The following is a 24,952-nucleotide window of genomic DNA, read 5'->3' on the forward strand; positions in this document are numbered from 1 at the left end:
ATAGAATCAAGGGCTTTTTTTATCGTAATCGGGACTCCATACGCCATTAGCATAACCAGCTGCATTCTTCTTAGCACCAATCGAAACAGGCGGATATCCTATTCCCAAGAATGTTTTTTCAACTGCCAAATTGTATAGGAGTTGTACTCCTTTATAATTTTTCTTAATTGTATAATAGTGGCCATCTGAAACATCTTTTCCTTTAGATCTGGCCCAGGCTACATAAGAAGTATTATTCTTTTCACTGTTCATATAATACCAAGATTTAGTAAATTTTGTTCTAGATGTTGTCTCATCATATGGATTTCCTTTTAGAAATCTAAAATTATAATTAGTATCTTTATAGTTGCCACTTGGTTCTCCTGCATAGACATGCACAATTCCTATAGTAGAAAAGGTTACTCCTAGAATTAAAGTTAGGGTAATGATTATTTTATTTTTCAACGGTCTTCTCCTCACTGTTTACTTACAACAAAATATTTATCTGCAACACCTATGCAATTATTATCTTTATTTAGCCAAATCATTCTTAATGCTATTTCTGCTTTCTGACCTTTGAATCTTGGTAAATTAATTAAAAAATCGTGATCAGCATCTGGGATATCATAAGATTGCTCCCATTGATGTGTAATACCCCTATCATCTTTCAATTTTCCTAAAATTTTTGTTGGGGTAGGTTCTTTTTGACTAAAGGTCATCGCTAATTCGTAATTTTTAGGAAGTGGTCCAACTTCGAGGTCCTCTCCTTTGAAAACATTCTCAATTGCGACATCATTATTCTTAATCTGACCTTGATAATAAAGGTCCTCTTTCAGGTTTTCCCAAAATATAACTTTGAAAAGACTTTGCTTTTGTTCAGTATCAAAATAGAATAGTTTTGGTTCATCCTTTGTACTATTATCCAAATCTTTTATACTTACAGAAGGATCTGGAGCTTTGTCTTTTATTGTGTTATTGAACTTATTTGATTGACAAGCACTAATCAAAGATATCATTAATAAAATTAAAAAAAATGTAAATATCTTTTTCACTATTTTCACCACTAAAACCATAATTTGTACCGGTACGTGAAGATTATACAATAAAATAAAGAAAAATACACCTTTTTTTGCATTTTTTTAACTTAAACGTTATGTTATGCTATGTTCTAGTTAGTTGATAAGAGAGGGTTTTATACATGATTGGTTTATTATTACTTTTTAAAAGAGATATGATTCTTGGGTTTCATAGAACTGCAAAGATCTTTATCATTATAGTTATTCTAGGCTTATTTAATTTTCTATACTACCTTTACTTTCTGCATATTAGCTTATCTAAAAGTAATGTTGCGTTTTGGGATATTATTGGTAAAACCTTTACGGGTGTTCCCTTTGAACTTGTCGAACAACAAACAATTGAATTTCCTTTTGGATGGATTATATTTCAATTAAGTGGTGCAATATTGGTAAATACTTTTATAAAAGAAGATCTATTTGCCCATAGTGCCTTTATTAGAGTTAGAACAAAGTCAATATTTAAATTATGGGTAAGCAAACTATTATTTTGTTGTACTGCAATATTGATCTTTTACATATTAATATTGTCCTTAACCTGTTTTGTATGGAAGTTGAGTGGGGGTACAGTAAATAATTTGACAGATTACGGCGAAAGTATTTTAAGATATTCCTCTTTTCAATTCTCTTATAGTCAAATTATTGTTTATTCAATTCTCTTAAATATAGCTGGGACATTTCTTTTCACTTTTATCTTTGCTTTATTATCATTAATTTTTAAAACAATTTATAGTTTCATAGTCTGTATCTGCATACTATTTCTTTCCATTTTCTCAGACAACCCAATGCTACTTGGAAATGCATTTATGCTGATTAGGCATCCTATGTTTGGTTTATCTCCAGTTGTCTCAATTACTATGACACTAATTATAGTACCTTTTCTTTGTATTATTCTTTTGATAGTTGGAGGAATATACTTATCCAAGTATGATTTAATAAGTAATACGGAAATAGAATGATATTGTAAAAGTGTGCATTGTCCTATAGGTTTGAAATCTACATTTTTATCCGTTCAAAGGAGGGAGGAAGTACTTAAACATGAGGAATTGCTGTGACATTCATCTCAGTAACTCTCTTTTTAATACAATCATCATGTTTGACGAAATACCTCTTAGGGTATACTATCTGTTCATACAAAGATTAGAAAGGAGTGCTTATTCATGGAATATAATCAGCAGATGAAGAACCGTCTTCGCCGGATTGAAGGGCAGATTAAAGGGGTTCTTGCGATGATGGAGCAAGGCAAGGATTGCCGCGAGGTGGTGACGCAGCTGTCTGCATCACGTAATGCCATTGATCGGGCAATGGGTGTGATTGTGAGTACAAATCTTGAGCAATGTGTTCGTGAAAGTCTTGAACAAGGCAAGGATACGGAAGGTCTTGTGAAAGAGGCAGTTGAGCTATTGGTGAAAAGCCGGTAAGAAATTCCTCAGCCTTTGGTGGTTGACGGATTTTTTTACTTGATGTAATATACCCTTACCGGTATATGTATATTTTTTATTTTCTATATACCCCTATAGGTAATTATTGAAGGAGGAGCAGAATGGAAGAACAGAAAAAACGCACGACGATTGTGTTATTCAGTGGAGATTATGATAAAGCGATGGCAGCTTACATTATTGCCAATGGTGCAGCAGCCTATGATCATGAGGTGACCATTTTCCATACGTTTTGGGGGCTGAACGCCTTGCGTAAGGATGAGATGGTACCGATGAAAAAAGGATTTTTAGAAAAAATGTTCGACAAAATGATGCCGCGCGGTGCTGATCGTATGGGGCTGTCCAAGATGAACTTTGCAGGAATGGGGCCGAAAATGATCAAGCATGTGATCAAAAAGCACAACGCCATGACCTTGCCGCAGCTTATTGAGATGGCGAAGGAGCAGGATATTAACCTCGTGGCATGTACAATGACGATGGACCTTTTAGGATTACAGGAGAAAGAGTTATTAAATGATATTCAATATGCTGGTGTAGCGGCATATTTAGCAGAAGCTGAAATCGGACGTGTGAATTTATTTATCTAGGGAGGTGAAGCAGGATGATGCAGACGATTTTACTCATCATCGTGATTGGATTACTCGTGAGCCGCTTTCTGCCGGTACGAGGTGTGAAGCAAATGGATGCAGCTCATATGAAAAAGAAGCTGAAAAGCAAAGGTCAACAGCTCATTGATGTGCGATCTTCTAGTGAATTTCAAACAAATCATATCAAAGGCTTTCAAAACATCCCGTTGTCTCATTTGAAGAAACGAGCTTCTCAGCTTGAGAAAAATGAAGAGGTCTATGTGATATGTCAAAGCGGAATGAGAAGTATGCAGGCGGCGAAAATATTGAAGAAGCAGGGATTTACTCAGATTACAAACATCAAGGGTGGCATGAATGCTTGGCATTAAATGCGCAATAAAATATACCCCTACCCCTATTTAAAGGAGGAGAAGACATGCAGCAACCAACTGTCATTTTAGATGCAAAAGGACTGGCATGCCCGATGCCGATTGTAAAAACAAAAAAACAAATGAATGAGCTCTTGCCAGGCGATGTGCTTGAAGTGCAAGCCACTGATAAAGGATCAGCAGCGGATCTAGCGGCATGGTCAAAAAGTGCAGGCCACGAATTTTTAGGAACAAAAGTAGAAGGCCAGGTGCTTCATCATTTGATTCGTAAGGGCGGAGAACAAGAGAAAGAAGGGAAGTCCATGATTTCGGAAATGTCTTTGGAGACTTTTCAACAGAAAGTAAAAGAAGATCCATCTTTGTTTATTTTAGATGTGCGAGAGCTGGATGAATACGAGGCGGGGCATATTCCAGGAGCTGTTCATATTCCTCTTGGTGAGGTTGAACAACGTGCGGAGGAATTGAGCCGGGAGACGGACATTTACCTGATCTGTCACTCAGGCAGAAGAAGTGAATTAGCTGCGCAAAAGTTAAAAGAAAAAGGATTTCATCAATTGGTGAACATCGTGCCAGGCATGAATAGCTGGACAGGAGCGATTGAAAAATAGGAGCTGAATGGAACATGACGGTAAAAGCGATGAACGCAGAGCAGTTAACAAAAAAGATCGTGAACAAAGAACCGCTCTTTTTGCTAGATGTGCGAAATCAAGCGGATGTTCAGGATTGGAAGATCGAAGGGGAAGCAATCGTTCATATGAATGTGCCTTATTTTGATCTCCTTGAAGGAGTAGAGGGCATTTTATCTCACATTCCTTATGACCGTGAAGTGTTGGTGGTTTGTGCCAAGGAAGGCTCCTCTATCATGGTGGCGGAGATGCTGTCAGAGACGGGCAGAACGGTCCATTATTTAGAAGGCGGTATGAAGGCGTGGAGCGAGCATCTAGAGCCAGTGAAGATCGGGGATTTAACCGGCGGTGGAGAGCTGTATCAATTTGTGCGTATGGGCAAGGGATGTCTGTCTTATATGATCATGTCGAATGGAGAAGCCGCAATTGTAGATGCAGCTAGAATGACGGATATCTATACCCGTTTTGCTAAAAAACATCATGTCTCTATCACGCAAGTGTTGGATACTCATCTTCATGCGGATCATATTTCTGGCGGGAAAAGACTGGCTGAACAGACTGGTGCCAGCTACTGGCTGCCGCCAAAAGATGCAGAAGAGGTGATCTTTGAATATCACCGTCTTGAAGAAGGGCAGCGGATGACGATTGGAGCGGCTTCCATTGATATTCACCCCCTTTACTCGCCGGGGCATACGATTGGGTCAACATCTTTTATCGTGGATGATCAATATCTTCTTTCAGGTGATATTTTGTTCGTGGATTCGATTGGAAGACCCGACCTCGCTGGAATGGCGGAGGACTGGGTAGGTGATTTGAGAGAAACCCTATATGACCGATATGGCGCACTTTCAAAAGAATTGATTGTGTTGCCAGCGCATTTCATGATCATGGATGAAGTTAATGAAGACGGAAGCGTTTGGAAGGAGCTAGGCGTTCTATTTGAAGAAAATCATGGACTGAATATTGATGATGAAGCCGTATTTAGAGAAATGGTCACGAAGAACCTACCTGCACAACCAAACGCCTATCAAGACATTCGTCAAACCAATATGGGGAAGCTGAGCCCAGACGATGAAGCGCAGCGTGAAATGGAAATTGGTCCAAACCGTTGTGCGATTCGGTAATGTCCAATAAAATAAGAGGAGAGGAACAACGAAATGACATCAGATCAAATGTTAGACGTCACAGGGCTTGCATGCCCAATGCCGATTATTCGAACAAAGAAAAAAATGAACGACTTGGCGGAAGGTCAAGTTTTAGAAATACATGCAACAGATAAAGGAGCTAAAGCTGACTTGGCAGCATGGGCGAAGTCAAGCGGACATGAATTGATCACGCAGACGGATGAAGGACATGTGCTGAAGTTCTGGGTGAGAAAAGGGTCCTAAAGGATGTTAGGGGTATCTGCTGAAGATCCCCTTTTCCTTTTGCAAAGGAGGAGACCAGCGTGGATTTTGCGTTTTTGATTACACTTTTTATCATCGGATGTATTGGTTCCTTCTTATCAGGAATGGTGGGGATCGGGGGATCTGTGATCAACTATCCTATGCTGCTTTATATCCCGCCACTGGTCGGTGTGATGGCACTATCGGCTCACGAGGTATCAGGAATTGGCGCTATTCAAGTGCTTTTTTCGACGCTCGGTGGGGTATTGGCCTACCGAAAAAGCGGGTATTTACATCGGTCGTTGATTTTATATATGGGGAGCAGTATATTGGCGGGCAGCTTATTAGGCAGTTATGTATCTCACTTTATGCCAGAGAATGGGATGAATCTCGTCTATGGATTGCTCGCGGTAGTGGCTGTGATCCTTATGCTGATCCCAAAAAAGGGACAGCGTGCAGACTCAGAGGGAGAAGTCACTTTTCATAAAGGGCTTGCGGCAGGTATTGCCTTTGTGATTGGCAGTGTTTCCGGGGTGCTAGGCGCGGGTGGAGCATTTATATTGGTACCGGTGATGCTGTCTATTTTAAAAATTCCTGTCCGGATGACGATTGCGTCCTCACTTGCGATTACGTTTCTATCTGCGATCGGTGCATCGACTGGAAAGGTATTGACGGGTCAAGTCATGCTTCTTCCTGCGGTTGTGCTGATGCTGGCAAGTTTAATAGCCGCTCCGATTGGTGCTAAGGTCGGTCAGAAAATCAACGCCGTCTACTTACAATGGGCACTTGCTGTGATGATTACGGCGACAGCGGTCAAAATTTGGCTGGATTTATTATAAAGAAAAGACCAACAAAGCGTGTTGGTCTTTTTTATTTGACGTCATCGTGCTCGATATATGTTTCAAGGGCTGGATGAAACTCTTTTTGATAATGAAGGTTGGGGCATGTTTTCACGACTTTGCCTTGCAGGGCATTGGACTTAGAGACTTCTAATGCTGTTTTACATTTAGGGCAGCGTTCGGCAAACAGTGAGGGCCAGCGCTTCATATATCACCACTCCAGTTAAAGTCTTAAAAACCGATTATATTAATATGAATTATAGGGGATCGTGCAGGTGAGGTCAATGGGTGTTTGGGTCTTTTTAACAAAAAAAAAGCATCGTAAAGGATGCTTCTCTTTCGTTTCGATTCTCAATAAGCTTTCGCCCAGAAGACCATATCAGATGCAGGCTTTCCGCAGCAGACACATGTGTCTGAAACGGATTCCTGTTCAAATGGGATACAGCGTGAGGTCGCCCCTGTTCTTTCTTTAATGTCGTTTTCACAGGCTTCGTCACCGCACCACATGGCTTTAATCAATCGGTTTTCTTCTGAAAGAATGTGCTCAATGTCTTCAATTGTGTGAGCTTTTGATGTTTTTTCATGTAATCGTTCTTTCGCCTTTTCGTACATTGTCCGTTGAATGTCTTCAAGCGTGGATGTGATGGTTTGTTCAAGTGCATCTAATGTGACAGCTTGCTTTTCACCAGTGTCTCGTCTTGCGAGCATCACCTGTCCTTTTTCGATGTCCTTTGGTCCTACTTCGACACGTAGAGGGATGCCCTGCATTTCACATTCGTTGAACTTCCAGCCTGGCTGTTTATCACTTGCATCGATGTCAGTACGTGCGATGCGGGTGAGTCGATCTTTCAACTCGTAGGCATGATCGAGTACGCCTTCTTTATGAGAGGCGATTGGCACGATTCGCACTTGGGCTGGCGCAATGTTTGGCGGAAGGACGAGTCCTCTGTCATCACCGTGCACCATGATCATGGCACCGATGATTCTTGTCGTAAAGCCCCAAGAGGTTTGCTGGACATGCTCTAGTTTTCCTTCGCGGTTTAAGAATTCGATGCCAAATGCTTTGGCAAATCCGTTTCCGAAGAAGTGAGAAGTGGCCGTTTGCAGGGCTTTTCCGTCATGCATCAGACTTTCGACTGTATAGGTGAAGCGGGCGCCAGCGAATTTTTCTTTCTCTGTTTTCCTGCCTTTAATGACAGGGATCGCTAGAAGCTCTTCACAAATAGACGCATAGATATGGAGCATTCTTTCTGTTTCTTCAATCGCTTCTTGCTCAGTCTCGTGACAAGTGTGCCCTTCCTGCCAGAGGAATTCAAGGGTTCTAAGGAATGGACGTGTTGTCTTTTCCCAGCGGACGACATTGGCCCATTGGTTATATAGCTTCGGTAAATCACGATAGGAGTGAATGATGTTTTTATAATGCTCGGCGAACAGCACTTCAGAGGTTGGTCTGACGCAGAGTCTTTCTTGTAATTCCGAATCACCGCCATGTGTCACCCACGCCACTTCAGGAGCAAAGCCTTCGATATGATCCTTTTCTTGCTGGAGCAGACTCTCTGGGATAAAGAGCGGCATATACACATTCTCATGCCCTGTTTCTTTGATTTGGCGGTCAAGTTCGTCGCGAATATTCTCCCAAATTTTAAAGCCATATGGCTGAATGATCATACTGCCTCTGACGCTTGAATAATCGACGAGGCGTGCCTTTGTGACAACATCTGTATACCACTGGGCAAAGTCGTCTTCCATGCTTGTGATTTTTTCAACAAATTGTTTCTTTGACATTGCATGTTCCTCCTTTGTAAAAACAAAAAAGCTGTGCTTTAAGTTAGGGACCATTCCTGGTGGTACCACCCTAATTTAAAGCACAGCTTTACACTCGATCATGATAACGGTATGAACCGCTGTATGAAACAGAACTAAATCGGCAGGTTCACTTGAAGATGTCAGTAGGAACTTCTCAGCACGGTTCCCTCTCTGTTAAAGGTCAATTCAAGCTACTATTCCAGATCTACGTTGATCAATGTTCGTTGATTTTTCATCAGTTTACCTGTAAATGCAGGAGAAAGCAAGTTGTACTGGGGTTTCTTTTCATGCTGTTCTGAGTGCTTTGTTTGATCGTGAATTTGCAGTCATTTCCTATTTTTACAGCTTGCCAGTTATGTAAGGCTATGCTAATATATTTGAAGAAAAAAATAGACTTGTATAACCTCAATAATATGGTTTGAGGGTTTCTACCAGGATCCGATAAATCCTGATTACAAAAGCGCGCTTTCCTTTTTTGTAATCAGGGTTTTTTTGTTTGTCTGCGCCCTGTATCAAAAGTGAAAGCGATGATATAGAGAAGGGATGTTAGACATGAACTGGAGAGTATATTTATTAGCCGTTTCTACTTTTGCGGTTGGATTAGTTGAGCTTGTGGTCGGGGGCATTTTGCCAAGCCTTGCAGAGGATTTGAATGTATCTCTTGCGACAGCTGGGCAGCTTATCACCGTATTTGCCATTGTGTATGCCATTTCAGCACCTGTGCTGCTGACTGCCACAGCTAAAATTGAACGAAAGCGTCTTTATCTAATCGCGTTATTGGTGTTTACAATAGGGAATGTATTCACATATTTTAGTTCGACTTTTGCCCTTGTCATGATCTCTAGGGTATTGATCGCAATGAGTACAGCGCTTGTCGTGGTGTTGTCACTGACGATCACTGCTAAATTGGTGGAACCAGCGCATCGTGCGAAGGCATTAGGGCTGATTTTTATTGGGATTAGTTCTTCACTTGTTCTCGGTGTACCGATCGGTATTTTTATTACAGAGAGCTTTGGCTGGAGAGTGATGTTTTTAGGAATCAGTATTTTATCAGCGATATCGATGGTGCTGATCTATTTCCTATTGGAGAAAATGCCTGTTGAAAAAGTGACACCTCTTAGAGAGCAAATACGTTCTTTAGGGCATCCGAAAATTTTTAGTGCACACTTGATTAGTTTGTTTATGCTGGCAGGTCATTATATGCTTTATTCTTATTTCACTCCGTTTTTAATGGAAGTTCTGCATATGACCCCGTTCTGGATTAGTATTTGTTATTTGGTCTTTGGGCTTGCATCTATTGGCGGGAATGGGTTTGGCGGCTGGCTTAGTGACAAGCTGGGTTCAGGGAAAGCCATTTTGCTGGTGACAATCGCGTTTGCAGTTGTGATGTTTATCATTCCTTATACAGCGGGTGTGTTTGTCCTCTTTATGATCATGGTTGTCCTATGGGGAGCGCTTAGCTGGGCATTAACGCCTGCCTTGCAGAGTTATTTGATTCAAACAGATCCTGTGACGTCTGATATTCAGCAAAGCTTAAATACATCGGCCTTGCAAATTGGTATCTCAATTGGATCAGCGGTTGGCGGTGTCCTGTTTACGATGACCGGTTCATCTGTTGATCTGGCGAAATTCGGTGCAGTGTTTGTGCTGATTGCCTTTAGCTGTGCGGTGATTTCGTTGAAGAGACCACCACTTTATATGGATCGTCAGCATCGTGCTGAATAGCTGCCTCATGATAGGCAGCTTTTTTTCTGTTCTATATTATTTCAACATCTCACGAAAAGAGCCTTTCTTTCCATGAATTATAGCAAATAAAAGAAAGAGGAGCTGTGACATGATGGGTCAACTAGTAGAAAAGTGCATACACCATTTTCAGGTCTGATGGCCTGTTCTTTTTCTCACACTGACATTTCTTTTGACTCCTCTTTTAATTATTAGTACCATTTTATTAACCAGTTAAGAGTGGAGGTTCAGATGGAAACTAAAGAGCAGATTGTATTAAAAGCGATTCAAGATCTGATTATGCATAGGGAAAAGAGACGGAATGATCCAACAGATCCACTGATTACCACGACTGATACACTCAAGCAAGATTGGACACTCACACAGCTTCACATTTTATCGATGATTCAAGCCAATCCAAACGAATCAAATAATACATTTCTTTCTCAACAACTAAAACTATCAAAGCCTGCCATTACAAAGGCTGTGAAAAAACTAATTGATAAAGGCATGGTGGACTATTGCCACCGGCAAGGGGATAAGAAATCTGTCTACTATTCATTGACAGAGAAAGGCACGCAATTGGCAGCGCTGCATGATGAACTACATGAAAAAGCCGTCGCGTCCTACTTAGAATTTCTCCAGCAGTTTCATGAAGATGAATTACAAGTAATTGAGCGCTTTTTGAAGGCATGGAAAGAAAAAATATAGATTAAAAAAACCGAAACCATCGTAGAAAATGAGATGATTTCGGTTTTTTATATGGTAAAATTAACATATATTGACGTTATTCCTGATCATGTTAAAAGGGAGGGAGCTTCTCTGGGGAAAGAAATGATGGAAAATTTTAAAAAGTCAGCAGCCATCATGCCGTTCGTAGGACTGTTTGTCAGCTTGCTATTATTTGTTTACTATTTTGGTATTACAGGAGTTGAAGAACCTGTTTGGGCGGCCGCTTTGTATTGTGCCCTGCCCTTTTTAGGGTACACGATCTTCTATCTGCCTGTATGTATTTATTTTAAAGTCAGTAAAAAACGCTCAATCCATAAAAATGAGGAACAGACGTGATTGTGGTCAGCGCTTGTCTTGCTGGGTTGAAGGTCCGGTATAATGGCAGCCATCGATTAGATCAGCGAATTGAAGAGCTTGTGCAGGAAGGAAAGGCTGTGACAGTTTGTCCTGAACTGCTTGGCGGCTTCTCTACGCCTAGACCACCGGCAGAAATCATTGGCGGAGATGGATATGATGTTTTACGGGGGCAGGCTGCTGTTGTCGATGTTCATGGAACTGACGTCACAGAGATTTATGTAAAAGGTGCAAAAGCCACGCTGGAACAGGTTCAGTCTCTGAAAGCAACAGCGGTTGTGTTAAAAGAGTACAGCCCTTCTTGCGGGAGCCGGCTGATTTACCAGGGAGAGTTTAACGGTAAGACAAAAGCGGGTGATGGTGTGACGTCCGCCTTGCTGAAACAGCACGGGATTCAAGTGTTCTCTGAGGAGGATGATTGGACTTCGTTGTTTCAATAGGTGTGGCGTGGATAGAAGGAGGAGCTAGGTTGAAAAAGTGGATCATTGGTGTAGGTGTAGTGGTTTTAATAGGAATAGGTATTTATTTTATGATCAATACCAAAACATACTCTTTTGATGATGTGACCTCACTGGATAAGAATAAGGTGACTTCGATTCAAATTGAGCATGATAATGAGCAAGTTGTGGTAGATAAGAAAGAAGATATTCAAAAGCTGCTGAATGAATTTTCAGGTATGAAATTAAAGAAGGCGAATGGCGCTAAAAAAGAAACAAAAGAGTCTTATTGGATTAGGGTGTTAGAGGAAGGCAATGTTACATACGGATTCGTCTTTTATGATCAAGCTTATTTAGAGACATATGATGGTTCTAAAACGAAAAATAAGATCAGCGAATACCAAATCGTTGACGCCAATCAGGTCGATATAGGACAATATATCAAATAACACCAACGCACATTCATGCATGATCAATAGAAAATTTGGGTATAGTGCTTGGTAAGCAAAAATGAAGCGGAGGTTTGTTTGATGAGTGGGTTAACAGATACAGTCACATTAGCAAACGGAGTAAAAATGCCGAAGCTAGGCTTTGGTGTATGGCAGGTAAAAGATGGGGATGAGGCTGTAAATGCAGTCAAAGACGCTCTTGAAGCGGGCTACCGCAGCATTGATACAGCAGCGGCCTATCAAAATGAAGAAGGGGTAGGCAAAGCCATTCAGCAATCAGGCATCTCTCGCGATGATCTGTTTATTACGACAAAGGTCTGGAATCGTGATCAAGGCTATGAAGCAACACTTGAAGCCTTTGAAACAAGTATGAACAAGCTTGGGCTAGATGTATTAGACCTTTATTTAATTCATTGGCCAGTTGAAGGTAAATATAAAGATACTTGGAAAGCACTAGAGAAGCTGTATAAGGATGGACGCGTTCGAGCCATCGGTGTGTGTAACTTCCATCAGCACCACCTAGATGATTTATTAGAAGAGGCAGAAGTTGTGCCAATGGTCAATCAAATCGAGCTGCATCCCAAGCTGACGCAGGAGCCTTTACGAGACTACTGCAAGGAGAAAGGGATTCATGTAGAAGCGTGGTCACCATTAGGCAGCGGGAAGCTTCTGAACCATCCTGTTCTTCAGGATATTGCGAAAAAACATGACAAATCCGTGGCACAAGTCATTCTTCGCTGGGACTTGCAGCATGGCATTATCACCATTCCAAAATCTGTGACGAAGAGCCGAATCATCGAAAACACACAAGTCTTCGATTTCGAGCTGTCCGCACATGAGATGGGTGTCATCGATCAGCTCAATGAAGATGAGCGCACAGGTCCAGATCCAGATAACTTTGATTTTTAATCGAAAGAAAAGCACAGGTGGATGCCTGTGCTTTTTTTTATTTAACGGTTTTTCGAGGCTGATACGTTTTCAATGACTTGAATGGCGTCGGCAATTTGCTCTTTAGAATAGTCTCCAATCAAGCAAAAGGTTTCGTCTTCACGTGCAGCATGGCTTGCCACTGTTTTTGCGGCTTCTTCCAGCTGAGCTGTGATGCCAAGCTCACGCATATTTCTAGGTAATCCGAGTGTTTCATAAAGCTCAAGTAATTCTTCTACTTCGCTCATTCGGTTTTCTGCGGCAAGCTGAACAAGAATGCCATAGGCCACTTTTTGACCATGTAATACGTGATGCGTTTCTTCAATAAATGTCAATCCGTTATGGATGGCGTGAGCTCCTGCCATTCTGCCGTAGCGTCCCCCGTACCCGCCGACCGTGCCGGCTAATGTAATAATGGTATCCGTTACATCCGCAAATGCTTGCGAGTGCTGCCCTGTTGTCAAGCTGTGGACGGCTTCTTCGCTATGGGAAAGAAGAATGTCTCTGACGATATCTTCTGGCTGGATCATTGCGTTCTGCTCCTTTACAACATCATATTTCATAAATCATCTCATTTTACAGAAAGTTCTGTCAAACAATCGATAATATGAGGAGAAAGACCCTTCCGTTTTATGGAATTGAGCCGCTGACATTGCCTTTAGGTATGTATTTCCTGTATGATAAAGAACGGTATGTTTTGATTAAATTTAAGAGGTGTTTATATATATGGAAAAACAATATCGTGTCTTACTTTACTATCAATATGTCCCCATTGAGGACCCAGAGACGTTTACAGCAGAGCATCTAGCATTCTGTAAGGAGCTTGGTTTGTTAGGCCGTATCCTTGTGTCAGCAGAAGGCTTGAACGGAACTGTTTCTGGTACCATTGAGCAAACGGACAAGTACATGCAAGCGTTAAAAGAAGATCCGCGCTTTGCGTCTATGCCGATCAAAATTGACGAAGCAGATGGTCATGCGTTTAAAAAAATGCACGTCCGCCATCGGAATGAACTAGTGAATCTTAGCCTTGAAGATGACGTGAATCCGTTAGAATTAACAGGTAAACATCTCAGCCCGGTTGAATTTTACGAGCAAATGCAATCACCTGATACCGTTGTGATTGATGCACGTAATGATTACGAGTTTGATGTCGGCCACTTTAGAGGGGCAGTACGTCCTGATATCGAGACATTCCGCGAATTACCTGAGTGGATTCGTGACAATAAAGAGATTCTTGAAGGGAAAAAAATCCTGACGTATTGCACAGGCGGCGTACGCTGTGAGAAATTCTCAGGCTGGTTAAAGCGTGAAGGCTTTGAAGATGTCTCTCAGCTTGACGGCGGAATTGTCACGTACGGAAAAGACCCAGAAGTTCAAGGAAAGCTATGGGATGGTCAATGCTATGTGTTTGATACCCGCTTAACAGTGCCAGTGAATCAAACAGAGCATGTAGTTGTCGGAAAAGATTTCTTCACCGGTGAGCCTTGCGAGCGTTATGTGAACTGTGCAAACCCTGCATGCAACCGCAAAATGATTGCAACAGAAGAGAGCGAGCATAAGTATATGCGCAGCTGCAGCCATGAATGCCGTACAAGTGAACGTAACCTTTATGTGAAACAGCACAATCTGTCTGAAGAAGAAGTGCAAGAAAGACTAGCTGTGATTGAAAAAGAACAAGCAATCTCACAAGGATAGAGGGACCCCTTTATCCTTTTTTTCTATACACGAGAGGGTTCAGAAGAAAGAGGGATTCATTTCCTCTTTCTTTTTTTGTTTTGTTTTTTTCAAAATAAGGGTAAAGGTAGTTATTCAGTCTAATAGATTGAATCGTTGAAAAAGCGCTTTCTTTAGAAATAAGCATGTTCGACTATTTCAGAAAATAGAGAATTGAGAGATAATAAAACAGGCGAAAAAATGAACAAGGGTAAAGATTTAATTGAAGAAATATTTGTCAATTGAATGAAAAGTGAGCTGCAAGTAAGAAAGATGCTTACTTGGGCACATGCTTTGTAATTTAATCGAAAGGTGTTATGAACATGAATCATTTGCATCGTAGAATGGGAACTTTCGCTTTAATGATGGTAGGTCTTGGCTCAATCATTGGTTCAGGATGGCTTTTCGGTGCTTGGCGTGCCGCTCAAATTGCCGGACCTGCTGCTATTTTGTCCTGGTTGATTGGGATGGTCGTGATTTTATTTATCGCTTTGTCTTATAGTGAACTCGGATCGATGTTTCCAGAGGCAGGCGGAATGGTGAAATATACGCAATATTCACACGGCTCTTTTATCGGGTTTATTGCTGCTTGGGCAAACTGGATCGCTATTGTCTCCGTCATTCCTGTTGAGGCGGTGGCTTCTGTCCAGTATATGAGCTCATGGCCTTGGGAGTGGGCAAAGTGGACAAGCCATTTGGTCACAAAAGGGGTTTTGACGACAGAAGGGCTCATGGTCGCCAGTGTACTTCTTGTGATTTACTTTCTGCTCAATTATTGGACAGTTGGGTTATTTTCAAAAGCGAATACATTCATTACTGTGTTTAAAATTGTCATTCCAGGATTAACAATTGGTGCGCTCTTATTCGTAGGTTTTCATAGTGAGAATTTTACTTCTGGAACAAGTATTGCCCCTAACGGCTGGGCGAGTGTGCTGACAGCTGTTGCGACATCAGGGATTGTGTTTGCCTTCAATGGCTTCCAAAGCCCGATTAATATGGCAGGTGAGGCGAAAAATCCAGGCCGATCGATTCCGATCGCCATTGTTGGATCCATTTTGATTGCGACTTTAATTTATGTGCTTTTACAAATCGCCTTTATCGGTGCTGTCAATCCGTCCATGATTGTGAATGGATGGGGCCATTTGAATTTTAACTCGCCATTTGCTGACCTTGCCATTGCGCTTGGGATTAACTGGCTGGTTCTGATTTTATATGCAGATGCTTTTGTATCACCTTCTGGTACAGGGATTACGTATACGGCGACGACGTCCCGTATGATTTATGGAATGGAAAAAAACAAATACATGCCAAGCGTGCTTGGCCGTCTGCACCCTATTTACGGTGTGCCTCGTCCAGCGATGTTTTTTAACTTAGCCGTATCGTTTATCTTTCTGTTTTTATTTAGAGGCTGGGGTGTACTTGCAGAAATCATTTCAGTTGCGACGCTCATTTCTTATTTGACAGGTCCAGTGACCGTTATGACACTGAGAAAGACAGGGACAGATTTATATCGTCCGCTTCGAATAAAAGGACTCAGCATCATTGCTCCTCTCGGCTTTGTCTTTGCCTCATTGACGCTGTATTGGGCGAGGTGGCCGTTAACAGGTCAGGTGCTGTTCATTATCCTCATCGGTCTTCCGATCTATTTTTACTATCAAGCAAAAGCGAAGTGGAAAGGCTTCGGCCGCAACTTTAAGGCGGGTGCTTGGATGGTCGTGTACTTGCTTGTGATGATGACGATTTCCTGCCTTGGCAGTGACAAATTCGGCGGCTATAACGTCATTCATTATGGCTGGGACATGGCACTTATTACAGTGGTTGCCTTGCTATTTTATATGTGGGCACTCAAAAGTGGATTTGAAACAGAATTTCTAAAGGATGCGAAAAAAATTAATGATGAGCTGCGTACTTCTCAGCAAGAAGCCGCATCATCCAAAGAATAAAGGAACGGCTGCCTGAATATCGCGGGCAGCCGTTTTATTTTGATAAATGATGGATCACGTGCTGCCTCAGCCAAGTGGTGACACCGCGCAAAACGGCTGCTGTGACAAATGAGATGAGCACATACTTCCAAAGCTGATTCATGCCTTGTCCACTAAGCAAAAACACGATTCCTAGAAAGACGAGTGTGAATAAAAGCACGAATAAAAATGATGCAGACCAGAAAAAAGCCTTCACTGAAGGTCACCTCCTCGGAGTATTGTATGCAGGCAATTGAATGATCAGACCAGCTATGAAGGGGTAGAATCATGATGAAATCTATTTCAAAAGTCAGATAAAAACACCAAGTGATTTGACAGTTGTGTTAAGATGAGAGCATATTTTGAGTGAAGATTGTGGGTCATAGACGGAGGTGTTTGGGGTTGCAGATACAAAAAGTTCTAAACAATAATGTCATTAGTGTGATAGATGAACAAGGAAAAGAAATCGTCGTCATGGGCAGAGGCATCGCGTTTCAACGACGGCCTGGAGACCCGGTGGACGAAGCGTTAATCGATAAAGTCTTCCGGCTGGAGGATCACTCCGTTCATGAGCGGATGAAAATGCTGCTTCTGGAGGTTCCGTATGATGTGGTCAAGGTAACCGAAGAAATGATTCAATATGCACATACAAAGCTGAACCGAAGATTAAACGAAAGTCTGCATGTATCGCTCGCAGACCATATTCATTACGCCATCGAACGATTGAAGAAAAATCACCTCATTGAGAATTCGCTCATTTGGGAGATTAAACGCTTATACAAAGATGAATTTCTTGTGGCAAAGGACTGTCTTGAGATGATTGAAGAGCGTCTTCATATTGAACTGCCTGAGGATGAAGCAGGCTTTATTGCGATGCATATCATTAATGCAGAGCTCAATGAGGACATGAATACAACGGTCAATATCACAAAAGAAGTAAACGCCATTCTCACCATTGTGAAATATCATCTCAATATGGAATTTGATGAAGACTCACTCAACTTTTACCGTTTCCTCACGCATTTGCGCTTTTTCGTCCAGCGTCTGATCAACGAAACACTGCTTGTCAGCGAAGATCAGGACTTGTATCAGCTGATCAAGGTGAAATATCCGAAGGCATACGAATGTGCAAAGAAAATCGCAGAATATGTCTATCAAACCTATCACCGAGATCTCACATCAGAGGAGATGCTGTATCTATCCATTCATTTGAATCGATTGATCAAACGAGAAAAATAAAGGTAGATTTTAAAAGAAAGCGTTGACATGAGAAAAGCTGAGTGGTACTATTTGCTCATAAACATAAAAGAATACGGTTTCACAATGATCGTCTTAGAGGATTGTGACTGTTCGGCAGGCAAAACCTAAACGTTCACTGAAAAAGCGCAATGGCAAGTTGCGACTATTTTTGGTGCCCGTTTAGGTTTTTATTTTGCCCAAAAACGTATTTTTTTGAAAAAAAGGGGGTTTTTGTATGAGTTATCGTCAATTAGCAGAAGACATTATCAAACACATTGGCACAGAGAAAAACGTTCATTCACTGGTCCATTGCGCTACAAGACTTCGCTTCACATTACATGACCGATCAAAAGCAGACAAAGCAGCCATTGAAAAATTAAATGGTGTTGTAACCGTCATGGAAAGCGGCGGCCAATTTCAAGTAGTCATTGGCAATACCGTACCAGAGGTTTATCGAGAAATTGGGGAGTTTACGAATCTATTAGAGGATTCCACTTCTTCATCTGCAAAATCAGGTGGAGAGAGTACAAGTCTTTTCGGAAAATTCGTCGACATTGTCTCTGGTATTTTCACACCACTTCTCGGTGTCATGGCGGGTGCTGGTATTTTAAAAGGTCTATTAGGCATCTGTATCAATGCGAAATGGTTATCACCTGAAGATACGTCGTATCAAATTTTATTTGCTGCGTCGGACAGTCTGTTCTACTTCCTGCCATTACTGCTCGCATTCACTTCGGCGAGGAAGTTTAAAGCGAATCCGTTTGTCGCTGTGACGATTGCTGGTGCACTCATTTACCCAACCATTCAAGAATTGTCAAAAGGCGGCGGAGATGTGACCTTCTTCGGTATTCCGGTCGTCTTAATGTCGTATACATCAACGGTTATTCCAATCATTTTGGCAGTGTTTGTCATGGGGTATATCGAACGTTTCTTTAACAAAGTCATTCATGAAAGTGTCAAAAACTTTATTACACCACTGATTTTACTTGTCACGGTTGTTCCGCTGACACTCATTGTATTCGGCCCATTTGGTGTGTATGCAGGGAACGGCATTGCAGCTGTCTTGCTGAAAATATTCTCCTTTAGTCCTACACTTGCAGGTGCTTTAATTGCGATGGCATGGCAGGTTCTCGTGATCTTCGGTATCCACTGGGGTCTAGTGCCAGTGATTTTAAATAATATCGCCGTCCATGGAAAAGATCATATCAAGCCGGCTACTGCGCCAGCTGTATTCTCACAAGCCGGTGCCTCAATCGGTGTTATGCTGAAAACAAAGAATAAAAAACTGAAATCATTGGCTGGATCGACAGCGGTTTCTGCCGTGTTTGGGATTACAGAGCCAGCTGTATACGGGGTCACGCTTCGTTTGAAAAAACCATTTATTGCAGCCGTTCTCTCTGCCGGTGTCGGCGGTGCGATCATCGGTTATTCACAAAGTATTGCGATTGCGTCAGGGCTTCCAAGTTTACTGACACTTCCGATTTTCTACGGACAAGGCTTTACAGGGTTTATCATCGGAATCTCGGTCTCGTTTGTTCTATCCATCGTCTTGACTTATTTGATTGGATTTAAGGATCCAGTAGATGAAGATGACACGCCAGCACCGATTTCCGCACCAACAATGGAAAACGAACATGGGGTCAAAGCAGCTCATGTGAAGAGTCCTTTAAAAGGCGAGGTGATCAAGCTGGAGGAAGTGCAGGATAAGGCATTCTCATCTGGTGCACTAGGAAAGGGTGCAGCCATCATTCCATCAGAAGGCAAGCTGTTTGCACCAGTATCAGGAGTCGTGACAACGGTGTTCCCAACAGGCCATGCGTACGGCCTCACCTCTGAAAGCGGAGCAGAAGTGCTCATTCACATTGGACTGGATACCGTCCAATTAGGCGGTCAGCATTTTGCCCCGAAGGTCGTACAGGGGCAAACCATCACAGAAGGTGAACTGCTTGCAGAATTTGATATTGAAGCCATCCAAGCTTCCGGCCTTTCCGTCACAACACCAGTGATTATTACCAATTCCGGTGAGTTTAGCGATATTATTGAAACAGAAGTAAAACAAATTACACCAGGACAATCATTTTTACATCTCGTTTAATCAAGAGGAGGAAGAAATTATGAGATATTCAACACTAGCACCATTTCCAAAGGACTTTTTCTGGGGCGGATCTACTTCCGCCTATCAAGTAGAAGGTGCGTGGAACGAGGATGGCAAGGGGCCTTCTGTCATTGATATGAGAGCAAGTTACCCTGAAGGGACAACGGATTTTAAAGTCGCAAGCGATCACTATCACCGCTATAAAGAGGATGTGAAGATGTTTGCAGAAATGGGTTTAAAGGCTTATCGCTTCTCTATTGCATGGACACGGATCATTCCAGATGGAGATGGGGAGATCAATCAAAAGGGGATTGAATTCTATCATTCTCTCATCGATGAATTGCGCCGCTATGACATTGAACCAATCGTGACAATGTATCATTTTGATCTGCCTCATGCGCTTCAAGTAAAAGGCGGTTGGTCAAATCGTGCGACAGTAGATGCGTTTGAACGTTATGCAGAGGTTCTCTTTAAGGAATATGGCCAGAAGGTAAACTATTGGCTGACCATTAATGAACAAAACATGATGATCTTACATGGATCGGCGCTCGGTACACTTGATCCAAATTTAGAAAATCCAAAAAAAGAACTGTATCAGCAGAACCACCATATGCTCGTAGCTCAGGCGAAAGCCATGACGCTTTGTCATCGTTTGCTGCCTGAAGCGAAAATTGGACCAGCACCAAATATTGCGCTCATTTATCCGGCATCTCCAAAGCCTGAGGATGTGCTTGCTGCGGCGAATTACAATGCGATCCGCAACTGGCTGTATCTTGATATGGCAGTCTTCGGCCGTTATAACAACCTTGCTTGGGCATACATGAAAGAAAAAGACATTCTTCCTGTTATTGAAGAGGGAGATATGGATATTTTGAAAAGTGCGAAGCCAGACTTCATTGCCTTTAACTACTACACATCTCAAACGGTTGAAGCGAGTAAAGGAGATGGCAACGATGAATTTGCACGCGGCGGAGATCAGCATTTAAAATCTGGTGAAGATGGCGTATACAAAGGCGGCAACAACCCGTTCTTAAGTAAAAATGCGTTTGGCTGGGAGATTGACCCTGTCGGCTTCCGTTCAACGATGCGCGAGATTTATGACCGTTATCAGCTGCCCCTTATTATCACGGAAAACGGATTGGGTGCTTTCGACAAATTAGAAGAAGATGGATCGATTCAAGATGATTATCGAATTGACTATTTAGAAAAGCATATCGAACAAATCAAATGGGCAATCACAGACGGCGTCGAGGTTTTCGGATACTGCCCATGGTCTGCAATCGATCTAATCAGCACACACCAAGGATGCTCCAAGCGCTACGGATTCATCTACGTCAACCGCGACGAATTTGACCTAAAAGACCTCAAACGAATTCGTAAAAAGAGCTCTTATTGGTACGAAACCTTGATTCAGCAAAATGGAGAGAACATCGGGGGGTAACAAATAAAAAAGCCAATCACCTTATGCGGGTGGCTGGCTTTTTTTCTTCATTCACTCTAATTAGCAAGATCATATTGTTCGAGTTGTTCTAAAATGATAGTCTAATTATATATTGTAAAATTTGGTTTAATATCCATTATAAGAGAGGGTCTGTTTATATGATGACGATTCTTTTTCTGTTTTTCTTATTGTTTTTCATTTTTTATGCTTTGAATTATATAGGTCAGAAATTAATTGCGAAGGAATACCCAATGAACCATGGTGTGATTGTGACTCTATCAGCTGTGGAAGGTATTCTTGTTTTTGTACTTGTTGGTGTTAATGAGAAGTTTCCATTTTTTTAGATCCAATCACATCTTGCTCTCTACTATTATTATACCGCGAATACAATCTCATTTACAGACTGTTTTCCGCCCAAATCAGGTCGTATACTGTTATACGCAAGTCAAAAACGATAAGGGGTGCGGCTGTATGAATGACAATGAGCAGGTTTTAGATCCTGGCCCATTTTTTCATGGGACGAAAGCAGAATTGAAGATTGGAGATCTGCTTGAACCGCTGTATTTATCCAATTTTCAGGATAAAAAATCAAACCATATCTATTTCACTGGAACATTAAATGCGGCCAAATGGGGTGCTGAGTTAGCAAGGTCTGATGCGAAAGAGAGAATATATCTTGTAGAACCGTTAGGCGAATTTGAAAATGATCCGAATTTGACTGACAAAAAATTTCCCGGCAATCCAACACGTTCTTATCGATCGAAATCCCCTTTGAAAATTGTCGCAGAATTAGGTTCATGGGAAAGACATTCTGATGAAGAAATTGAACATATGCTGAGCTCTTTGAAGAAATTAAGCGAAGAAGGGAAAAATGTCATATACGATTGATGATCCATATTCTAAATAACACGAAGGCCGCCTCATCAACAACTGGGCGGCCTTTGTTCTATTTTATTGAAACAATGCATCCATCAACTCATCAAATGTTTTTGCTTGCTTCAGGAAGTGAATGCGGTCTGGATTGTCCAGTAAATCGACGGCCTGTTCAAAGAATTGATTCATACAGACTGCGTCATCCTTATGAATGGCTAATAAAAAGACAAGTGATACTTGGTCTCCCTGCCAGTCAATTGGCTGTTTTAAGTGTGCGATGGCTACGCAGGATGTGCCTTCATTTGTGATGAGCGGGTGAGGCATAGCCATTCCTCTGCCAAGATAGGTAGACGACATTTGCTCCCGCTCAAGCACCGAGGACCGAAAAGAAGGCGATACTAGCTGATGCTTCTCTAAACGGCTGCATAGTGTGTCTAATACCTCCTCCTTGCTGGATAGGTCAGCATTCAATAAGGTCAATCGTTCTTGAAAAAATGCCATCAGCTCTTTAGAGGGAGTCCCATGTCCATTTAATAAATGAATGACCTCATTTACCCGCTGTACATCATGATGTTCAAAAAAAGCGCTGACCTGAATCACGGGTTTTCCCTTTGATGCGAGTGGGACGGTTGTAATGATGACATCACAGGGCAGGGTGGTGCTCATTAGATAATCCTGATAGGAATACAGCTCGACGATTTCCAGTTCGTGCTGAAAGGCTGCCTTCAATTTAATTTCAAGCAGTCTTGCCGTCCCTAGTCCAGACCCGCACACGATAATGGCTTTCTTTTTTTGCGAGGTATCGAGCTGACTTCTTTCAAATGAAGCAGCGATATGCAGAGCAACATATGCCGCCTCGTCTTCATTTGGCGTCCGTATCAGCTGTAAGGCATTCAGTCCGCTGACAGCCAAATCAAACGGGTAAGGATAGGACGCTTTGATCTCATGCAAAAGTGGATTTTGTAAGGATACGCCATATTGGATTCGATTTAATAATGGCTTCATATGAAGCATCAAGTCTTGCTGCAGGATGTTGTCATCTGCAAAGCGGTGGCCGCTTGTTTTCTCAATGTGCTGTAGAAAGACCGCAACCGCCTGCTGAACTTCCACTGTCGTCTGATGCTGGGCGGCTTCTTTCCACGTTTGATTCGCCAATAGATGCATCACTAAGTAATCTGTTTCATCCTCTGATAAGATGACGTGAAAGGTGTCACTTACCTGCTGTATGATCTTTTGGGCAATTCTCATTAAGACTTGCGATCTTTGTGTACGAGTGGTACTGGCGGATATCCGCTGGTTTTTTCGTGTCTGCTGAATCGCAATCGCTAAGTGAATGACTAAGTTTTTTAAGGCAATGTCTTTAATGAGCAATGACTCTTGATGCAGGTTCGTCAAGACAATAGATCGAATGGTTTCAAGAGAAATATCAGGAAAATGGAGCTGCTCCCGCTCGGTGATATGAGAAAGTGCAGGCTCTTCCTCAAGGAGTAAGTCTGCATAGCATGTTCTTTTTTGCAGCTCGTCTCCCTCAATCTTTAAGCCAAAACCAGGCTTTGACACAAGGGTCATGCCGTAACGGGCTAACAGCTCTCGTCCTTTTTTTAAATCACTGCTGACCGTCATGCGGCTGATAAACAGTTCTTCAGCCAGCTGGTCAATTTTTAAGTAATCCGGTTGAAGCAATAGCTTTCTCATCATAAATCGTACACGCTCTTCTGGCATGACGGGGACGAGAGAGCGGGCAGGAAGCTTCTGTTGATGAAGCCAAAGCAGGAAGGCGTCTTGGTCACTTGTTAATAGAGTGTATCCCTTTCCGCGGATCGTTTTAATCTTGGCTCCAGCTTCCTTTAATTGCTCATTTGCTTCTTTGATTAAATTGCGGATGGAGCGGTCAGATAAGCGAAAAGAGGCAGTGAGCTCCTCCAGCTTCACGAACCCCTTCGTTTCAAATAGCCGCTGAATCAGCTGATAGGTTCGAGGATCTGCCGTCATCATCATTGCGCGGCTCCTTGCGCCTGTAAGGCATCAGTACCAAGAGCGATTGCGCCCATTAAACCCGATAATCCATCAAAGGATGGCTTGGTGATAATTTCATTTAAAGGCTTTGGCAGCTGCAAATACCCGTGAAGCCGCTTTTCTGTTTCATCAAGAATGAGCGGCAGCATAGCGGGCTGTTTCATCACACCTCCGCCGAGAATGATGCGTTCAGGTGAAAGAGTGAGTAATAAATTGGCGGTCATCTGCCCGAGATAGTAGGCATGAAGTGACCAGGCAGGATGCTCCTCTGGCAGCATTTGCGCCAGTGTATGATAGCGTCCTTCTATGGCAGGTCCAGATGCCAGTCCCTCTAAACAGTCGTGATGTATTGGGCAGCAGCCTCCGTAGGAATCATGAGGATGCCGCTGAACGGTGATATGACCCATTTCTGGATGCAACAATCCGTGAATGAGGCGGTGTTCAATATAGGCACCGCCGCCTATTCCTGTTCCAACTGTGATGTAAACCAAAGAAGCAGGCTTTTGTGCTTCGACCGAAAAGCGGGCTTCTCCGAGTGCTGCACAGTTCACATCGGTATCAAGCTTCATCGGGAGCCCAAGGGCTTGTTTTAAGGTTAAGAGGAAAGGGAATTGGCGCCAGGCTGTTTTTGGTGTATCTAAAATCGTCCCATAGCTTGGGCTTTGTTCTTTTACATCGACAGGCCCGAATGCCCCAATGCCAATGGCATCGACAGGATGCTTTGTAAAGTAATCGATCACTTGCCGGCATGTTTCAATTGGGTTTCCTGTTGCAAAGGAAGTCATGTGTTCAATCGTTCCGTCTGTTGTTCCGTAGCCGCAGACAAATTTTGTTCCGCCTGCTTCAATGCCTCCAATTCGCATGATCAATGCCCTCCATTAAAGAGGGGCG

28 protein-coding genes and 1 riboswitch are annotated in these 24,952 nt (G+C 42.3%); of the genes, 20 read left to right on the forward strand and 8 right to left on the reverse strand.

The annotated features are described in order from the left end of the window. Positions 1-6: 6 nt before the first annotated feature. Together C6Y06_RS13510 and C6Y06_RS13515 are read right to left on the reverse strand one after the other, a co-directional pair. The gene (locus C6Y06_RS13510; protein ID WP_060595424.1) at positions 7-444 is read right to left on the reverse strand and encodes a hypothetical protein; all 438 of its coding nucleotides are present in this window, start codon (positions 442-444) and stop codon (positions 7-9) included. A gap of 11 nt (positions 445-455) precedes the next feature. Continuing rightward, positions 456-1,031, reverse strand: coding sequence for a hypothetical protein (locus C6Y06_RS13515; protein WP_106037151.1), 576 nt, complete (start codon positions 1,029-1,031; stop codon positions 456-458). Between the two features lie 146 nt (positions 1,032-1,177). Between C6Y06_RS13515 and C6Y06_RS13520 the strand changes: the two genes are divergently transcribed. From C6Y06_RS13520 to C6Y06_RS13555, 8 genes are all read left to right on the forward strand, one after another. Beyond that, complete coding sequence (locus tag C6Y06_RS13520) at positions 1,178-2,011, forward strand: hypothetical protein (RefSeq protein ID WP_106035998.1); 834 nt, start codon at positions 1,178-1,180, stop codon at positions 2,009-2,011. A gap of 201 nt (positions 2,012-2,212) precedes the next feature. Then, positions 2,213-2,473, forward strand: coding sequence for a metal-sensitive transcriptional regulator (locus tag C6Y06_RS13525; RefSeq protein WP_003217059.1), 261 nt, complete (start codon positions 2,213-2,215; stop codon positions 2,471-2,473). Positions 2,474-2,595: 122 nt separating this feature from the next. After that, complete coding sequence (locus C6Y06_RS13530; protein ID WP_106037033.1) at positions 2,596-3,078, forward strand: DsrE/DsrF/DrsH-like family protein; 483 nt, start codon at positions 2,596-2,598, stop codon at positions 3,076-3,078. Positions 3,079-3,092: 14 nt separating this feature from the next. Beyond that, entirely contained in the window at positions 3,093-3,446 is a 354-nt protein-coding gene (locus tag C6Y06_RS13535) for a rhodanese-like domain-containing protein (RefSeq protein ID WP_106037034.1), read from the forward strand. 47 nt (positions 3,447-3,493) lie between these two features. Further along, positions 3,494-4,054: a sulfurtransferase TusA family protein gene (locus C6Y06_RS13540; RefSeq protein WP_106037035.1), complete on the forward strand. Its 561-nt coding sequence runs from the start codon at positions 3,494-3,496 to the stop codon at positions 4,052-4,054. A gap of 14 nt (positions 4,055-4,068) precedes the next feature. Beyond that, positions 4,069-5,196, forward strand: coding sequence for an MBL fold metallo-hydrolase (locus tag C6Y06_RS13545; RefSeq protein ID WP_106037036.1), 1,128 nt, complete (start codon positions 4,069-4,071; stop codon positions 5,194-5,196). A 33-nt stretch (positions 5,197-5,229) separates the two neighbouring features. Beyond that, on the forward strand, positions 5,230-5,460 hold the full coding sequence (locus C6Y06_RS13550; protein ID WP_106037037.1) for a sulfurtransferase TusA family protein: 231 nt from the start codon (positions 5,230-5,232) through the stop codon (positions 5,458-5,460). A gap of 59 nt (positions 5,461-5,519) precedes the next feature. Continuing rightward, positions 5,520-6,296, forward strand: a complete 777-nt coding sequence (locus tag C6Y06_RS13555; RefSeq protein WP_106037038.1) for a sulfite exporter TauE/SafE family protein — start codon at positions 5,520-5,522, stop codon at positions 6,294-6,296. 31 nt (positions 6,297-6,327) lie between these two features. Here C6Y06_RS13555 and C6Y06_RS20100 read toward each other — a convergent pair whose 3' ends face one another. Together C6Y06_RS20100 and proS are read right to left on the reverse strand one after the other, a co-directional pair. Continuing rightward, positions 6,328-6,504, reverse strand: coding sequence for a hypothetical protein (locus C6Y06_RS20100; RefSeq protein WP_003216908.1), 177 nt, complete (start codon positions 6,502-6,504; stop codon positions 6,328-6,330). A gap of 143 nt (positions 6,505-6,647) precedes the next feature. Beyond that, positions 6,648-8,081: a proline--tRNA ligase gene (gene proS, locus C6Y06_RS13560; protein ID WP_106037039.1), complete on the reverse strand. Its 1,434-nt coding sequence runs from the start codon at positions 8,079-8,081 to the stop codon at positions 6,648-6,650. 396 nt (positions 8,082-8,477) lie between these two features. Next, a riboswitch (purine riboswitch) is annotated at positions 8,478-8,577 on the forward strand. Between the two features lie 77 nt (positions 8,578-8,654). On the opposite strand from proS, the gene C6Y06_RS13565 reads away from it, so the two are divergent. The 6 genes from C6Y06_RS13565 (at position 8,655) to C6Y06_RS13590 (ending at position 12,705) form a co-directional block, all read left to right on the forward strand. Next, positions 8,655-9,827 carry an MFS transporter gene (locus tag C6Y06_RS13565; protein ID WP_060595432.1) on the forward strand — a complete coding sequence of 391 codons (1,173 nt, stop codon included), beginning with the start codon at positions 8,655-8,657 and terminating at the stop codon, positions 9,825-9,827. A gap of 249 nt (positions 9,828-10,076) precedes the next feature. Continuing rightward, positions 10,077-10,535 (forward strand): MarR family transcriptional regulator, encoded by a 459-nt coding sequence (locus tag C6Y06_RS13570; RefSeq protein ID WP_034664352.1) that lies wholly within the window; start codon positions 10,077-10,079, stop codon positions 10,533-10,535. A gap of 126 nt (positions 10,536-10,661) precedes the next feature. After that, entirely contained in the window at positions 10,662-10,892 is a 231-nt protein-coding gene (locus C6Y06_RS13575; protein WP_223250469.1) for a hypothetical protein, read from the forward strand. Beyond that, positions 10,889-11,350: a 2-thiouracil desulfurase family protein gene (locus C6Y06_RS13580; protein WP_106037040.1), complete on the forward strand. Its 462-nt coding sequence runs from the start codon at positions 10,889-10,891 to the stop codon at positions 11,348-11,350. Before C6Y06_RS13575 ends, C6Y06_RS13580 begins: the two co-directional genes overlap by 4 nt. A gap of 29 nt (positions 11,351-11,379) precedes the next feature. Then, positions 11,380-11,796: a hypothetical protein gene (locus tag C6Y06_RS13585; protein WP_060595435.1), complete on the forward strand. Its 417-nt coding sequence runs from the start codon at positions 11,380-11,382 to the stop codon at positions 11,794-11,796. An 81-nt stretch (positions 11,797-11,877) separates the two neighbouring features. Next, positions 11,878-12,705, forward strand: coding sequence for an aldo/keto reductase (locus tag C6Y06_RS13590; RefSeq protein WP_106037041.1), 828 nt, complete (start codon positions 11,878-11,880; stop codon positions 12,703-12,705). A gap of 41 nt (positions 12,706-12,746) precedes the next feature. Here the strand turns inward: C6Y06_RS13590 and C6Y06_RS13595 are convergent, their stop codons facing one another. Beyond that, the gene (locus tag C6Y06_RS13595; RefSeq protein ID WP_223251452.1) at positions 12,747-13,253 is read right to left on the reverse strand and encodes a dehydroquinate synthase/iron-containing alcohol dehydrogenase family protein; all 507 of its coding nucleotides are present in this window, start codon (positions 13,251-13,253) and stop codon (positions 12,747-12,749) included. A gap of 196 nt (positions 13,254-13,449) precedes the next feature. Here C6Y06_RS13595 and trhO point away from each other — a divergent pair, with 196 nt between their 5' ends. Both trhO and aimA read left to right on the forward strand, forming a co-directional pair. Beyond that, the gene (gene trhO / locus C6Y06_RS13600; RefSeq protein WP_060595437.1) at positions 13,450-14,418 is read left to right on the forward strand and encodes an oxygen-dependent tRNA uridine(34) hydroxylase TrhO; all 969 of its coding nucleotides are present in this window, start codon (positions 13,450-13,452) and stop codon (positions 14,416-14,418) included. Between the two features lie 341 nt (positions 14,419-14,759). Next, positions 14,760-16,379: a glutamate/serine transporter AimA gene (aimA, locus tag C6Y06_RS13605; protein ID WP_106037042.1), complete on the forward strand. Its 1,620-nt coding sequence runs from the start codon at positions 14,760-14,762 to the stop codon at positions 16,377-16,379. 34 nt (positions 16,380-16,413) lie between these two features. Here the strand turns inward: aimA and C6Y06_RS13610 are convergent, their stop codons facing one another. Then, positions 16,414-16,614 carry a hypothetical protein gene (locus C6Y06_RS13610; protein WP_106037043.1) on the reverse strand — a complete coding sequence of 67 codons (201 nt, stop codon included), beginning with the start codon at positions 16,612-16,614 and terminating at the stop codon, positions 16,414-16,416. Between the two features lie 185 nt (positions 16,615-16,799). Between C6Y06_RS13610 and licT the strand changes: the two genes are divergently transcribed. From licT to arr, 4 genes are all read left to right on the forward strand, one after another. Further along, the gene (licT, locus tag C6Y06_RS13615) at positions 16,800-17,636 is read left to right on the forward strand and encodes a BglG family transcription antiterminator LicT (protein ID WP_106037044.1); all 837 of its coding nucleotides are present in this window, start codon (positions 16,800-16,802) and stop codon (positions 17,634-17,636) included. A gap of 235 nt (positions 17,637-17,871) precedes the next feature. Beyond that, positions 17,872-19,731 carry a beta-glucoside-specific PTS transporter subunit IIABC gene (locus C6Y06_RS13620; RefSeq protein WP_106037045.1) on the forward strand — a complete coding sequence of 620 codons (1,860 nt, stop codon included), beginning with the start codon at positions 17,872-17,874 and terminating at the stop codon, positions 19,729-19,731. A gap of 19 nt (positions 19,732-19,750) precedes the next feature. Next, positions 19,751-21,172 (forward strand): glycoside hydrolase family 1 protein, encoded by a 1,422-nt coding sequence (locus C6Y06_RS13625; RefSeq protein ID WP_106031956.1) that lies wholly within the window; start codon positions 19,751-19,753, stop codon positions 21,170-21,172. Between the two features lie 471 nt (positions 21,173-21,643). After that, entirely contained in the window at positions 21,644-22,060 is a 417-nt protein-coding gene (arr, locus tag C6Y06_RS13635) for an NAD(+)--rifampin ADP-ribosyltransferase (RefSeq protein ID WP_034664337.1), read from the forward strand. 63 nt (positions 22,061-22,123) lie between these two features. On the opposite strand, the gene C6Y06_RS13640 is transcribed toward arr, so the two are convergent. Both C6Y06_RS13640 and C6Y06_RS13645 read right to left on the reverse strand, forming a co-directional pair. Continuing rightward, a complete protein-coding gene (locus C6Y06_RS13640) occupies positions 22,124-24,043 on the reverse strand; it encodes a BglG family transcription antiterminator (protein ID WP_106037046.1) in 1,920 nt (639 codons plus the stop codon). Beyond that, positions 24,040-24,924 carry an ROK family protein gene (locus C6Y06_RS13645; RefSeq protein ID WP_060595445.1) on the reverse strand — a complete coding sequence of 295 codons (885 nt, stop codon included), beginning with the start codon at positions 24,922-24,924 and terminating at the stop codon, positions 24,040-24,042. The genes C6Y06_RS13640 and C6Y06_RS13645 overlap by 4 nt, the downstream gene beginning before the upstream one ends. Between the last annotated feature and the right edge of the window lie 28 nt (positions 24,925-24,952).

It is taken from the genome of Bacillus sp. MZGC1 (assembly GCF_002998605.1).
In the GTDB taxonomy this organism is placed as follows: domain Bacteria; phylum Bacillota; class Bacilli; order Bacillales; family Bacillaceae; genus Bacillus.

Bases quoted from the DNA above. Each gene is read 5' to 3' on its own strand.
- C6Y06_RS13520 (WP_106035998.1), top strand. From the start codon at position 1,178: ATGATTGGTTTATTATTACTTTTTAAAAGAGATATGATTCTTGGGTTT.
- C6Y06_RS13525 (WP_003217059.1), top strand. From the start codon at position 2,213: ATGGAATATAATCAGCAGATGAAGAACCGTCTTCGCCGGATTGAAGGG.
- C6Y06_RS13530 (WP_106037033.1), top strand. From the start codon at position 2,596: ATGGAAGAACAGAAAAAACGCACGACGATTGTGTTATTCAGTGGAGAT.
- C6Y06_RS13535 (WP_106037034.1), top strand. From the start codon at position 3,093: ATGATGCAGACGATTTTACTCATCATCGTGATTGGATTACTCGTGAGC.
- C6Y06_RS13540 (WP_106037035.1), top strand. From the start codon at position 3,494: ATGCAGCAACCAACTGTCATTTTAGATGCAAAAGGACTGGCATGCCCG.
- C6Y06_RS13545 (WP_106037036.1), top strand. From the start codon at position 4,069: ATGACGGTAAAAGCGATGAACGCAGAGCAGTTAACAAAAAAGATCGTG.
- C6Y06_RS13550 (WP_106037037.1), top strand. From the start codon at position 5,230: ATGACATCAGATCAAATGTTAGACGTCACAGGGCTTGCATGCCCAATG.
- C6Y06_RS20100 (WP_003216908.1), bottom strand. From the start codon at position 6,504: ATGAAGCGCTGGCCCTCACTGTTTGCCGAACGCTGCCCTAAATGTAAA.
- proS (WP_106037039.1), bottom strand. From the start codon at position 8,081: ATGTCAAAGAAACAATTTGTTGAAAAAATCACAAGCATGGAAGACGAC.
- C6Y06_RS13565 (WP_060595432.1), top strand. From the start codon at position 8,655: ATGAACTGGAGAGTATATTTATTAGCCGTTTCTACTTTTGCGGTTGGA.
- C6Y06_RS13570 (WP_034664352.1), top strand. From the start codon at position 10,077: ATGGAAACTAAAGAGCAGATTGTATTAAAAGCGATTCAAGATCTGATT.
- C6Y06_RS13575 (WP_223250469.1), top strand. From the start codon at position 10,662: ATGGAAAATTTTAAAAAGTCAGCAGCCATCATGCCGTTCGTAGGACTG.
- C6Y06_RS13590 (WP_106037041.1), top strand. From the start codon at position 11,878: ATGAGTGGGTTAACAGATACAGTCACATTAGCAAACGGAGTAAAAATG.
- C6Y06_RS13595 (WP_223251452.1), bottom strand. From the start codon at position 13,253: ATGATCCAGCCAGAAGATATCGTCAGAGACATTCTTCTTTCCCATAGC.
- trhO (WP_060595437.1), top strand. From the start codon at position 13,450: ATGGAAAAACAATATCGTGTCTTACTTTACTATCAATATGTCCCCATT.
- aimA (WP_106037042.1), top strand. From the start codon at position 14,760: ATGAATCATTTGCATCGTAGAATGGGAACTTTCGCTTTAATGATGGTA.
- C6Y06_RS13620 (WP_106037045.1), top strand. From the start codon at position 17,872: ATGAGTTATCGTCAATTAGCAGAAGACATTATCAAACACATTGGCACA.
- C6Y06_RS13625 (WP_106031956.1), top strand. From the start codon at position 19,751: ATGAGATATTCAACACTAGCACCATTTCCAAAGGACTTTTTCTGGGGC.
- arr (WP_034664337.1), top strand. From the start codon at position 21,644: ATGAATGACAATGAGCAGGTTTTAGATCCTGGCCCATTTTTTCATGGG.
- C6Y06_RS13640 (WP_106037046.1), bottom strand. From the start codon at position 24,043: ATGATGATGACGGCAGATCCTCGAACCTATCAGCTGATTCAGCGGCTA.
- C6Y06_RS13645 (WP_060595445.1), bottom strand. From the start codon at position 24,924: ATGCGAATTGGAGGCATTGAAGCAGGCGGAACAAAATTTGTCTGCGGC.